This is a genomic window from Lysobacter olei, from assembly GCF_054777355.1.
The window spans coordinates 41,899-53,996 of sequence record NZ_BAAHAT010000003.1 but is presented as its reverse complement, the minus strand read 5'-3'; the positions used below and the strand labels follow the sequence as shown (position 1 = coordinate 53,996).

The window sequence follows — 12,098 nt, the reverse complement described above, 5'->3', positions numbered from 1 at the left end:
GCCGCGTGCGACTGCTGAGGCCGTGGCCCGGCTCAGTGGTCCCGGCTGACGGCGTAACGCGCCAGGCCGCGCAGCGCCGCGACGTAATCGTTGTCTTCCAGCGCCTCGAGCGACTGCTCGGCGAGCGCGGCATAGTCCTGCGCGCGTTGGCGGCTGTAGTCCAGTCCGTTGGTGACATGGATGGCGGCCATCACCGCCGGCATTGCCGACGTGTCGCCGTTCTCGATGGCAGCACGCAGCACCTGGCGGGTGGCTTCGTCGCTGTGGCGGATGGCATGGATCAGCGGTAGCGTGGCCTTGCCCTCGGCCAGGTCATCGCCCAGGTTCTTGCCCAGCGTCTGTGCGTCGGACGCATAATCCAGCACGTCGTCGGCAATCTGGAAGGCGTAGCCCAGGTTGAGCCCGTAGTCGTGCAGCTTCTGTTGCACGGCCTCGTCCGCACCGGCCAGCAGCGCGCCCAGACGCGTGGCCGCGGCGAACAGCACCGCGGTCTTGCGCTCGATCACCCGCAGGTAGGCCGGCTCGTCGGTGTCCGGGTTGCGCACGTGCAGCAGCTGCAGCACCTCGCCCTCGGCAATGCGGTTGGTGGTATCGGCCAAGATGCGCTGCACCTGCATGCTGTCCAGCTCCACCATCAACTGGAAGCTGCGCGAGTACAGGAAGTCGCCCACCAGCACGCTGGCGGCATTGCCCCAGACCGCGTTGGCGGTCTTGCGGCCGCGGCGCAGGTCCGATTCATCCACCACATCGTCATGCAGCAGGGTGGAGGTGTGGATGAACTCCACGACCGCCGCCAACTGGTGCGCGTCCGCGCCGCAGTGGCCCAGCGCACCGGCGGCCAGCAGCAACAGCATCGGCCGCAGGCGCTTGCCGCCCGCGCCCACGATGTATTCGGCCACCTGGTTGATCAGCACCACGTCCGAGGCCAGCCGGTGCCGGATCAGGGCGTCCACGGCCGCCATGTCCTCCCGCGCCAGGGTCTGGACGCCCTTGAGGTCAAGGGCGGGGGCGGGGGCCGGGACGTCTGGGTGCATGGAGTCAGGTTGCGGGAGCGGGGGGGCAATTATAGGCCGTGGGCGGACTCCGGGGCTGGCTGCGGCCGAATCCTACGATGCGCCGAGACCGCCCCCGATGGCGGCTGACCCACGCGTATACTGCAATGGCGATCACCGGGCATGCCGGTGGCAACTACAGGAAACAACTCTCATGGCACGTGGTATCAACAAGGTCATCCTGGTCGGCAATCTGGGCGACGATCCCGAAACCAAGTACACCCAGGGCGGCATGGCCGTGACCAAGGCGCGCTTGGCGACCACCAGCGTCCGCAAGGATCGCGACGGCAACACCCAGGAACGCACCGAATGGCACCGCGTGACCTTCTTCGGCAAGCTCGGTGAGATCGCCGGCGAGTACCTGCGCAAGGGCTCGCAGGTGTACGTGGAAGGCAGCATCCGTTACGACAAGTACACCGGCCAGGACGGCACGGAACGTTACTCCACCGACATCATCGCCGACGAGATGCAGATGCTGGGTGGCCGCGGCGAAGGCCGTGGCGAGCCGCGCACGGAGCGCAGCGAGCGTCCGTCGCGCCCGCCGATGCGTCAGGAGTCGGCGCCGCGTCGCGAGGCCCCGCCGGCCCGGGAGACCAACTTCGCCGATGACTTCGCGGACGACGATATCCCGTTCTGATGCTCGCGCCAGGTGGTTCTCGCGTTGATGGTGCGAGCGCCACTCGTGCGTAGTCGGATGGATTAGCAGGGGCCCGTGGAGGCCCCTGTTTTTTTGGGTTGCCGCCACGGGCGCGCGCCGGACCCCGTCGGGGGCGCGGCCTGCCCGCGGGTGCGCCACGCTCGGCTGGCCGCATTGCGACCGGCTTAAGCTTCGCCAAAGCCGGCTGCCTCACCGTGAAGGCAGTCACCAGGAGACCGCCGTGAGGGTACTGATCGTCGAGGATTCCGAGCGCCTGCGCGAAGCCGTGCGCAGTGGCTTGGTCGCCGTCGGCCTCGCAGTGGACGTGGCCGCCGATGGGCGTGCCGCTCTGGCCTGCCTGGACGCCGGGGAGTACGACGTGATCGTGCTGGACCTTTTGATGCCGAGGATGGACGGGCGCGAGGTGCTTCGCGAGGTGCGTCGGCGCGGGTTGGCCGCGCGCGTGCTGGTCCTTTCGGCCCTCGATGGCGTGGAGGAGCGCGTGGGCAGGCTCGACGATGGCGCCGACGATTACCTGGTCAAGCCCTTTTCCTTCGACGAACTGCGCGCGCGGGTGCTGGCGCTTGGCCGACGGCGCCATGAGCAGCCCGCGCCGGTGCTCGAGCACCTCGGCTTGCGCCTGGATACCTCGCGCCGCACCGCCACCGGGCCGGAAGGGCCATTTGACCTGGGGCCCAAGGAATACGGGCTGCTCGAAGTGCTGGTGCGCCATCCGGGGCGCGTGTACAGCCGTGCACAGCTGTTTGAGCAGTTGTATTCGGCTGACAGCATGGCCTCCGACAAGGTGATCGAAGTGTTGATGAGCACCCTCAGGGCCAAACTGGCGCAAGGCGGCCTGGATGACCTGATTGAGACACGACGGGGCTTCGGCTATGCCGCGCGCTGAGGCAGCCTCGCTGCGGCGGCGGGTTGCGCTGGGCGTGGCGGCGGCGTTGGCGCTGGCGCTGGGGGGATTGTTCCTTGCCCTGGACGTGGCCGTGGATCGCGAGATCTATCGCCGCTTCGACGCCGGCTTGTCCTCGCGCGCGCATGCGATCGCCGTGTATCTCGGCGCCGACGTCAAAGGCGCGCGCCCGATCGAACAATGGATGCCCGAGTTCCGCGAGGAGGGGCATACCGACTTCTTCCAAGCGTGGGATGCGCATGGCAACGTGGTTGCGCGTTCGCGCTCGGCGCAGGCCAAGGATCTGCGCCGTCCAAGCACTTACGGATACTTTGACCTGCTCCTGCCCGACGGGCATGCCGGCCGGGCGCTTGCCCGGCGCTACCCGCTGGACCCGCGCGATGCTCGAGGGGCGCTTGACATCGTGGTGGCGGAGGAGCGTGAGCAACTCGACGCGCTGGAGGGTCGCCTGCACCTGATGCTGGCCGTTGCCATCAGTCTCGCGCTGGCGTTGGCCCTGCTGCTTGCAACCCGAGGCGCCATATTGGGCTTGCGTCCCTTGGACAGGCTGGTTCGCCGCATCGCCGCCGTGCGCCTGCAGGAACCCCGGGCGCGCCTGGACGACGGCAGCCTTCCGCGTGAGTTGGCGCCGGTGGCGCGGCGCTTTGACGAGGTGATCGACACCTTGATGGCAAACCTGGCGCGCGAACGGCGCTTCGCCCAGGATCTGGCGCACGAGCTGCGCACCCCCGTGGCCGAATTGCGCGCGATCACCGAGACCAGCCTGATGCACCCGGAGCCAGCGCGCCTGCGCCAGGCACTGGAGGAACTCTCGCGCCTTGGGGCGGAAATGGACCAGACCGTGGCGGGCCTGCTCGCACTCGCTCGCCACGAGGCAGGTCTGATGGTGGCGCAGCCTGAGCCGTTGGATCTCGCCGGCTTGGTGGACGCGACCTGCGCCAGGCTGGCCGCGCGCCGGGCCGAGCGTGGACTGGTCTGTACGCCGCAACTGCCTGCAGAGGCCTGGGTCAACGCCGATGCGGCGATGAGTACGCGCCTGCTGGCGATCCTGCTGGGCAACGCGGTCGAGCATGCGCCGGCCGGCAGCGTCGTGGAGGTGCGCCTCAGTCTTTCACCCTTGCGACTGGTGATCGGCAACGAGGCGCCAATGCTGTCACCCGCCGACCTGCCGGAACTGGGGCGGCGTTTTTTCCGTGCCGACGGCGCTGGGGGCAGCGGCACTGCGCACGCGGGCCTCGGGCTGGCTTTGGCGCACGCGCTTGCGTCAGCACAACAATTGACGCTGGCCTTCACCCTGGAGGAGGGCCAGTTGTGGGCCGAGGTTGCGGGCTGGCAGGGGCTGGACGAGCCGGTAGTTTAAGCAACCCCAAAGTTTGCGTCGCGACACTGGCCGGAGTCCCCGCGTCCCGGAGAACCCGTGTTCAATCCGCGCCCTGCCATTTTCATGCCCCTCGTGCTTGCCGCCCTGCTGGTTCCGGCGGCGCAGGCGGCCCAGCCGGTCTCGCTGCCGCTTGAGCCGGCCCAGATCAAAGCCATGGGGCTCGCGTTTGCGCCCGCGACCAAGGTCGCGTGGATTCCCGTGGCGCGGGTTCCGGCCGAAGTCGAACTGGCGTCCGACGCGCAGTTCACGTTGGTGGCCCCGTATCCGGGGACCGTAGCCGCCGTGCTGGCGGCAGAGGGCAAGGAGGTTGCCGCCGGTACGCCACTGATGTCCGTGGCCAGTCCGGCGTGGGCCGCCGCCCTGGCTGAGGCTGCGGGCCGCGGGGCACGTCGCGATGCAGCCGTGCGCCAGGCGGAACGCGGCCGCGCCCTGCTTGAGGCCGGTGTGGTCGCGGCCCGCGAAGTCGAGGCGCTACGGGCGGAGGCCGCCGCGCTGGGGGCCTCCGCGCGGGCCGATCGTGCGTTGCTGGGCACGGCATCGCTTGCCGCCGACGGAACCGTGCTCGTGCGTGCGCCCCGCGCGGGGCGACTGCTGCAGCGCGCCGGCAGCAGTGGCCGCGCCATCGAGGCGGGAGAGCTGCTGGCGCGGATTGGCGAACGCGATCAGCGCGTGGTGATCGGCAGGGCGCCGGCAAGGCTCGCCGGAACGCTTGCGCCGGGCATGCGCGCGTCGGTGGGTGCCGCGGTCGGTACCCTCGACTCGGTGGCGGGTGCCATCGATGCGGGCAGCCGCTCCATCACCGTCTCCGCGCGGATGCCGGCTGAGGCCGGCTTGCCGGGCGCGCTGGTGGAACTGGCGATCGATCGTGCCGCGCCGTCCGGGACCCAGCGGGTGCCGGGCAGTGCCCTGGTTGGCATGACCGGCGGTGACGTGGTGTTCGTGCGCCGCGGCGAGGCGATCACCATGGTCCCGGTGAAGGTGCACTTCCGCGATGGGACACAGGCGTGGGTGGGCGGTGTGCCGGCCGGTGCCCAGGTGGTCGCGCGGGGCGTGCTTGCGCTCAAGGCCGTGGCGGAGTCCCTGCGGGCCGGCGGAGGTCGCTGAACATGCTTGCCCGCCTGATTGCCTGGTCGCTGTCGCAGCGGCTGCTGGTGGCACTGGCCGCGCTGGCGCTCGCCTTTGCCGGCGTGGTCGCGTGGCGCGGCCTGCCCGTCGACGCCTTCCCCGACATCGCGCCCACCCAGGTCAAGCTGATCCTCAAGGCCCCTGGCATGACACCCGGCGAGGTCGAGCAGCGCGTGGTGGTGCCGCTGGAAATGGAACTGCTCGGCATCCCGCGGCAAACCATGATGCGTGCATCGGCCAAATATGGATTGGCTGACATCACCCTCGATTTCGAACAGGGCACCGACATCTACTGGGCACGCCAGCAGGTGGCCGAGCGCTTCTCGGTGGCGGCCGGCGACCTTCCGCCTGACCTTGACGGTGGCCTGGCGCCGATCGCGACGCCGCTGTCGGACATGTACATGTTCACCATCGAGGGCGATGGCTACTCGTTGGCCGAGCGCCGCGAGGTGCTCGACTGGGTGGTGCGCCCCGCGTTGCGCACGGTGCCAGGCGTGGCCGACGTCAACGCCCTGGGTGGGCGGGTTCGCACCTGGGAAGTGGTGCCCGACCGTGCTGCGCTCGCCGCCGCCGGCCTGGGTATCGGCGACCTGGAGGCCGCGCTTTCGGCCAACAACCGCAATGACGGCGCCGGTCGTCTGGACGAAGGCGAGGAGTCGCTCGTGGTCCGCGTCACCGGTGCGATTGCCGGCGCCGACGATATCGAGGCCACTGTGGTCGCCGAGCGCGACGGCCGTACCTGGCGCGTGGGCGATGTCGCCACTGTGGCCGAAGGCGCACTGACCCGCTACGGCGTGGTCACCCGCGACGGCGAGGGCGAGGCGGTCCAGGGCCTGGTGGTGGGCCTGCGTGGCGCCAACGCGTCGGCGGTGGTGAGCGCGGTCAAGGCGCGGCTGGCGGAACTCACCCCGAGCCTGCCCCCGGGCATGCGTATCGAACCGTTCTACGACCGCAGCGACCTCATCGCCCGTGCCACCGGCACCGTCAGCAAGGCGCTGGTCGAGGCGATGGTGCTGGTGGTGGTGCTGCTGCTGCTGTTCCTGGGCAACGTGCGTGCGGCGGTGGTGGTGGCGGTGACCTTGCCGCTGTCGGTGCTGGTCACGTTCCTGGTGATGCGCCTCACCGGCTTGAGCGCGAACCTGATGAGCCTGGGCGGTTTGGCCATCGCCATTGGCATGCTGGTGGATGCGGCCGTGGTGGTCGTGGAAAACACCGAGGAGCAACTCGCTGGCGCGCAGCCGGGCGACGGCGTGCCGCGCCTGCATAGGATCTGGCGCGCGACCGCCGAAGTGGCCGCGCCGGTGACCTCGGGCATCCTGATCATCGCCCTGGTGTTCACGCCGCTGCTCACGTTGCAGGGGCTGGAAGGACGCATGTTCAGTCCGGTCGCATTGACCATTGTGTTCGCGTTGGGCGCGTCGCTGTTGCTGTCGCTGACGGTGGTGCCGGTGCTGGCCTCCTGGCTGCTGCGCAGCCACCACCACGAGCCATGGCTGATGCGTCAGGTCTCGGGTCCCTATGCGCGCGCGCTGCGCGCCACGCTGGCCCACCCACGGCGCGCGGCCGTGGCCGCCGTGGCGGCGCTGGCGCTGGCGGCGCTGGCGTGGCTGGGGATCGGCAAGACCTTCATGCCGACCCTGGACGAAGGCGCGATCCTGGTGCAGCTCGAGAAATTGCCCTCGGCCAATCTGGATGCCAGCGGGGAGGTCGACCTCGCCGTGCAACGCGCGATCCTGGCCGAGGTGCCGGAGGTGCGCAGCATCATCGCGCGCGCGGGTGCCGACGAACTCGGCTTCGACCCCATGGGGCTCAACCAGACTGACAGCTTCCTCGTCCTGGCACCCAAGGACGAGTGGCGGCAGCCCGACAAGGCGTGGCTGGCCGAACAGCTGCGCCAGGTGCTGGAGCGCTTTCCAGGCACGGCCTACGCCTTCACCCAGCCGATCGAGATGCGCGTGTCGGAGATGCTGACCGGTGCCCGCGGCGACGTCGCCATCAAGTTGTTCGGCCCTGACCTGGCCGAGCTGGAGGCGTTCTCCGCGCGGGTGGAGGCGTCAGTGCGCGCCGTCCCCGGCGCCGAGGACGTGTACCGCCTGGCCAACGATGGCGTCCAGTACCTGGAGATCGAGGTCGACCGCCTGGCGGCCGGTCGCGCCGGCTTTGACGTCGCGGCGCTGCAGCGTGAGCTGCGCGCGCAGGTTGAAGGCGTTGCAGTCGGCGTGGTGGTCGAAGGCAGCCGTCGAATCCCGCTGGTGATCCGTGGAGAATCCGCGCTGCGTAGCGATCCGGCGCGTTTTGCCGACCTGGAACTGGTGTCGCCGGGTGGCCAGCGCGTGCGCGTGGGCGACGTGGCACGCGTGCGCCGCGTCGAAGGCCCGGTGAAGGTCGACCGTGAAGCCGGTTCGCGCTACGCACTCATCCAGGCCAACGTGGCCGGCCGCGACCTGGTGGGTTTTGTGGCCGATGCGCGCGCCGCGGTGGACAAGGCGGTGCCGCTGGCGCCCGGCTACCGGCTTGAATGGGGCGGCCAGTTCGAGAACCAGCAACGCGCCTCCGCCCGTCTGGCGCTGGTGGTGCCTGTGGCCATCGGACTGATCTTCGTCGTCCTGTTCTCCAGCCTCGGCGGCGTCCGGCCTGCGTTGCTGGTGCTGGCCAACGTTCCATTCGCCCTGGTCGGCGGCGTGCTGGCACTTTGGATCGCCGGCGAGTATGTGTCGGTGCCGGCGTCCGTTGGATTCATTGCGCTGCTTGGCATTGCGGTGCTCAACGGCACGGTGATGGCCAGCCATTTCAACGACCTGCGTGCGCGGGGCATGCCGATGGCGCAGGTGGTCGTGGAAGGCGCGACGCGGCGACTGAGGCCGGTGCTGATGACCGCGTCCATCACCGCCCTTGGCCTCGTGCCCTTGCTGCTGGCGACCGGCCCCGGCTCGGAGATCCAGCGCCCGCTGGCGATCGTCGTGGTCGGCGGCCTGGCCACCGCGACGCCCTTGACCCTGCTGATGCTGCCGCTGCTGTTCCTGCACTTCGGCCAGCCGCGTTCCCGGAGCAACCCATGAGCGAGTCTTCCCTGGTCCAGTTGGTGCTGGCATTTCCGGTGCCTGCCGAACGCCCCCTGCTGGCCCTGCTGTACGAACTGAATCCGGACCTCGGCGGATTCTCCACCGTGGAGGCCGCGGGGCACGGCCACGGTTTCGACCACGCCTCGGTGCAGGAACTGGTGCGTGGCCATGCCGACCGTCGCCTGCTGTTCGCGGTGATGCCGCGGGAAGACGCCGAACGGCTGCTGGACGGCATCCGTGCGCGGATGCCTTCGGCGCGCATCGCATGGTGGCTCACGCCGGTACTGGAATTCGGGAGGCTGGCATGAAGCTTCTGCAGGTGGGGTTGCTGGCCTTGGGACTCGCAACGGCGCACAGCGCGGCCGTGGCCGCCGGGCAACCTGTGACGCTGCCATCCGAACTGATGCGCACGTTGCCTGATACGGCAACGGCAAAGGCAGCGATCGATGCCCATCCACGGGTCGAGCGGGCGCGGGGTGAGCAGGCCGCGGCCCTTGCCCGTGCCGGTGGGCGCAAGCGCGGCGCGCACGACTGGATCGCGGGCGGACAGTGGCAGGAACGCGATATCAACAACGAAGGCCGCTTCAACGAATGGGAGCTCAGCCTGCAACGTGCCGTTCGCTTGCCAGGCAAGGCGGCGCTCGACCGGCGCATGGCCGACATCGAAACCGCGGTGGGCGCGGACACCCTGGCTGACGCACGCCACGTGGCCGCCATCGGATTGCTTGAAGCCTGGGTCGAATGGCTGACGGCCTCCGAGCTGGACGCACTCGCGCGCGAGGCCGCGGACATCGCCACGCGCGACCGCGAGGCGGTGGCGCTGCGTCTGCGCGTGGGCGACGCTTCCGCCGCCGAACACGATGCGGTGGTGGCTGCCGAAGCCCGCGCACGCCGTGCGGTCGAGGAGGCCGCGTTGCGCGAGCAGGAGGCGCGGCTGGGCCTGGCACTGCGATACCCGCGGCTGGGACTTCCCGGTGCGCCGCCACGGATTGCTCCTCCCACCGGCGAGCAAGCCGAGTGGAATGCGTGGGCCGAACGTGTGGTGGAGGTCAGCCACGACATCACCCTGGCCGAAGGACGGGCCGCACTGGCCGACCTGCGCGCGCAGCGCGCACGCCTTGATCGTCGTGCCGATCCGAGCATCGGCATGCGCGCGATGTCCGAGCGTGGCGGCGACGAGACGGTGCTGGGCGTGTTTGTCAGCGTTCCGCTGGGCGCCGGACCACGGCAGGCCGTCGCCGAGGAGGAAGCGGCGCATGCGACCGCCTTGTCGGCAGATGCCACGGCGTCGCGGACCGAGGTCACACTGCGTGCCCGAACCCTGGCGCGCAGGGCGTCGCTGCAGACGGCGGCCTGGAAGTTGGCCGATGCAGCCGCACGCGCGCAGGCGCAGGAGAGCGAGCGACTGGCCCGTGGCCATGCGCTACGCGGCGTCGATCTGTCCGATCTGCTCGCGGCCCGTCGCCGCGCAGGCGAGGCCGCTGCCGCCGAAGTCGAGGCCCGCGCCGCGGCATTCGCCGCCATCGCCGGCCTGTTGCTGGATGCGCATGCCTATTGGATCGACGATGACGAGCATGCCGGCGAGAACCACGCTGCCTTGGGGGTGCCGGCAGGGGCGGCGGAATAGCCGCAAGTGTTGGGCGTGGGGCCGAGTCGCTGCATGGCAGTCGAGGGCCCCGTGAATCATGGATGCCCGAGAACGGGTGTCCTGTTTTTCTCATTCAGGCCGACAGAATGAACCGTGTTCCTGCGGTAGCCTGAGGCGCGGCTCGGCCCGAGTGGGCCAAAAGACGTGCGTCTTGCACACCTTTGGGCCGCCTCGACAGGACCAAGGGAGCACGAGTGTTGATGAAGCAGGTCGCAGGGGTTTTTGCATTGGCCTTGCTCGCGGTGTCCGCGGCGGTAAATGCCAGTGGCGTGGATGTCGCCGCCTTCGTGAAAAAGGACAGGTTCGGAACAATCCGCCTCTCTCCCAAGGGTGACTATTACGCAGCCACCGTTCCGCTGGAGGATCGCACGATCCTCGTGGTGATGCGGCGGGCCGACAACAAGGTTACTGGGCAATTCGCGCGTGAAAAGAACACCCACGTGGAGGATTTCACCTGGGTCAATGACGAGCGGCTGCTGATTTCCACGTCCGAGAAGTTCGGCGACCTTGCGCAGCCACAGCTGACCGGAGAGATCTACGCGATCAACGCCGATGGCAGTCAGGCGGACATCCTGGTCGGACAGCGCGTGCAGGGCGCGGGCTTGGGCACCAAGATCCAGTCCAAACGCGTGGAAATGGTGGCTGCGGAACTGGTCGATGACCTGCCAGCCGACGACAGGAACGTCATCATCGCGGTCCGTCCGTTTGCGGATGATCCCTTCAGCCGTGCCGAACGCATGGATGTGTACAGTGGCCGCCGGACGCCGGTTGCGCTTGCGCCGGTTCGCAACGCGGATTTCGTCACCGACAACACCGGGGAGGTCCGGTTTGCGGTGGGCGCCGGCGTGGACAATCGCCAGAAGCTCTATTACCGGAGCGGCCGAAGCGTCGAGTGGACCCTTCTCAACGATGAGTCGCAGGCGGGCCTGAAGCAGTACCCGATCGGCTTCTCCGCCGACAACGCGGTGGCCTACCTCGAAGTGGAGCGTAGCAGCGGCCCCAACGTGGTGATGGCGTTCGACGTGGCTTCAGGCAAGTCGACCGAGCTGCTGCGAGATGACAACGTTGACCCAGCGCATTATCTGTACTTGCCCTATACCAACACGCCCTTCGGCGTGCTTTACCAGGACGGGCGACCTCGCCTGGCGTTCTTTGACGAGAAGCATCCCCGTGCCCGTCTATACCGCAGCCTCGAGGCGGCGTTTGCGCCCGAACCCGTACTGATCACGTCCCAGACCGCCGACGGTTCCACTGCGCTGATCCAGACCTGGAGCGATCGCAACCCCGGTGACTTCTTCCTGTTCGACCTGATTGGCAAGAAGGCCAGCCACCTGATCAGCCGCCGCACCTGGTTCAATCCGGACGAGTCGGCGGAGATGCGGCCGGTGACAATCAAGGCGCGCGACGGTCTCGAGTTGGCGGGCTATGTCACCTATCCGAAGGGCAAGCCTGAGACGGGCTTGCCGATGGTGGTGATGCCGCACGGCGGCCCGTTTGGCATCCGCGACACCTGGAGCTTCGATGACGACGCGCAGATGCTGGCGGCTGCAGGGTATGCCGTGCTGCAGGTGAACTTCCGCGGCTCAGGCGGGTATGGCAAGGCCTTCGTGGATGCCGGCGCACGCGAATGGGGCGGCCGGATGCAGGACGACCTGACCGACGCCACCCGCTGGGCCATCTCGCAGCGCATCGCCGATGCGGGACGCATCTGTGTGTATGGCGCCAGCTATGGCGCTTACGCCGCCCTGATGGGCGTGGCCAAGGAGCCGGACCTGTACCGCTGCGCGGTGGGATACATCGGCGTGTATGACCTGCCCACGATGCATACAGACGGTGACGTGCAGCGCCGTGGCTCGGGTGAAACCTTCCTGAAGGAATGGCTGGGCCCGCGCGAGGAATTGGGCGCGGTATCTCCCAACCGCATGGCCGACCGGATCAAAGTCCCGGTATTCCTGGCGGCCGGCGGCGAGGACGAACGGGCTCCCATCGCGCACACCAAGATGATGGAACAGGCACTGCGCAAGGCAGGCGGTTCCGTCCAGACGCTTTATTTCCCCAACGAAGGCCACGGGTTCTACGTGCCTGCCAATCGTGAGGCGTACTACACGCAGTTGCTGCGGTTCCTGGCGGACAGCTTGGGGGGCAAGCTGGCCAGCGCCAACGGGGCGGAAGCGGGCGATCCCAAGTCCGCTGCCTCGCCTTGATCGCGGCCCAAAGGACCTTCCCGATAAGGAAACGGCGCCATCAGGCGCCGTTTCCTTTTCCGCA

Annotated in this window: 9 protein-coding genes; 8 read left to right on the top strand and 1 reads right to left on the bottom strand. The window is 68.8% G+C overall.

What is annotated here, in order from left to right; genetic code table 11:
• Positions 1–32 precede the first annotated feature (32 nt).
• Entirely contained in the window at positions 33–1,034 is a 1,002-nt protein-coding gene (locus ACYVBS_RS05155) for a polyprenyl synthetase family protein (RefSeq protein WP_460822240.1), read from the bottom strand.
• A 172-nt stretch (positions 1,035–1,206) separates the two neighbouring features.
• Between ACYVBS_RS05155 and ssb the strand changes: the two genes are divergently transcribed.
• The 8 genes from ssb (at position 1,207) to ACYVBS_RS05115 (ending at position 12,034) form a co-directional block, all read left to right on the top strand.
• Positions 1,207–1,689, top strand: coding sequence for a single-stranded DNA-binding protein (ssb, locus tag ACYVBS_RS05150; protein WP_460822239.1), 483 nt, complete (start codon positions 1,207–1,209; stop codon positions 1,687–1,689).
• Positions 1,690–1,930: 241 nt separating this feature from the next.
• Entirely contained in the window at positions 1,931–2,596 is a 666-nt protein-coding gene (locus tag ACYVBS_RS05145; protein WP_460822237.1) for a response regulator transcription factor, read from the top strand.
• Entirely contained in the window at positions 2,583–3,974 is a 1,392-nt protein-coding gene (locus ACYVBS_RS05140) for a sensor histidine kinase (protein ID WP_460822236.1), read from the top strand. Before ACYVBS_RS05145 ends, ACYVBS_RS05140 begins: the two co-directional genes overlap by 14 nt.
• Positions 3,975–4,058: 84 nt before the next feature.
• Entirely contained in the window at positions 4,059–5,099 is a 1,041-nt protein-coding gene (locus tag ACYVBS_RS05135; RefSeq protein WP_460822235.1) for an efflux RND transporter periplasmic adaptor subunit, read from the top strand.
• Positions 5,100–5,101: 2 nt separating this feature from the next.
• Entirely contained in the window at positions 5,102–8,179 is a 3,078-nt protein-coding gene (locus tag ACYVBS_RS05130; protein WP_460822233.1) for an efflux RND transporter permease subunit, read from the top strand.
• Positions 8,176–8,490, top strand: coding sequence for a DUF3240 family protein (locus ACYVBS_RS05125; protein ID WP_460822232.1), 315 nt, complete (start codon positions 8,176–8,178; stop codon positions 8,488–8,490). The genes ACYVBS_RS05130 and ACYVBS_RS05125 overlap by 4 nt, the downstream gene beginning before the upstream one ends.
• The gene (locus tag ACYVBS_RS05120) at positions 8,487–9,809 is read left to right on the top strand and encodes a TolC family protein (protein ID WP_460822230.1); all 1,323 of its coding nucleotides are present in this window, start codon (positions 8,487–8,489) and stop codon (positions 9,807–9,809) included. The genes ACYVBS_RS05125 and ACYVBS_RS05120 overlap by 4 nt, the downstream gene beginning before the upstream one ends.
• Before the next feature lie 221 nt (positions 9,810–10,030).
• The gene (locus ACYVBS_RS05115) at positions 10,031–12,034 is read left to right on the top strand and encodes an alpha/beta hydrolase family protein (RefSeq protein ID WP_460822229.1); all 2,004 of its coding nucleotides are present in this window, start codon (positions 10,031–10,033) and stop codon (positions 12,032–12,034) included.
• Positions 12,035–12,098 lie beyond the last annotated feature (64 nt).

Excerpts from the sequence above, each read along its gene's own strand:
- ssb (WP_460822239.1), top strand. The coding sequence starts at position 1,207 with ATGGCACGTGGTATCAACAAGGTCATCCTGGTCGGCAATCTGGGCGAC.
- ACYVBS_RS05125 (WP_460822232.1), top strand. The coding sequence starts at position 8,176 with ATGAGCGAGTCTTCCCTGGTCCAGTTGGTGCTGGCATTTCCGGTGCCT.
- ACYVBS_RS05120 (WP_460822230.1), top strand. The coding sequence starts at position 8,487 with ATGAAGCTTCTGCAGGTGGGGTTGCTGGCCTTGGGACTCGCAACGGCG.
- ACYVBS_RS05130 (WP_460822233.1), top strand. The coding sequence starts at position 5,102 with ATGCTTGCCCGCCTGATTGCCTGGTCGCTGTCGCAGCGGCTGCTGGTG.
- ACYVBS_RS05155 (WP_460822240.1), bottom strand. The coding sequence starts at position 1,034 with ATGCACCCAGACGTCCCGGCCCCCGCCCCCGCCCTTGACCTCAAGGGC.
- ACYVBS_RS05140 (WP_460822236.1), top strand. The coding sequence starts at position 2,583 with ATGCCGCGCGCTGAGGCAGCCTCGCTGCGGCGGCGGGTTGCGCTGGGC.
- ACYVBS_RS05135 (WP_460822235.1), top strand. The coding sequence starts at position 4,059 with ATGCCCCTCGTGCTTGCCGCCCTGCTGGTTCCGGCGGCGCAGGCGGCC.
- ACYVBS_RS05115 (WP_460822229.1), top strand. The coding sequence starts at position 10,031 with ATGAAGCAGGTCGCAGGGGTTTTTGCATTGGCCTTGCTCGCGGTGTCC.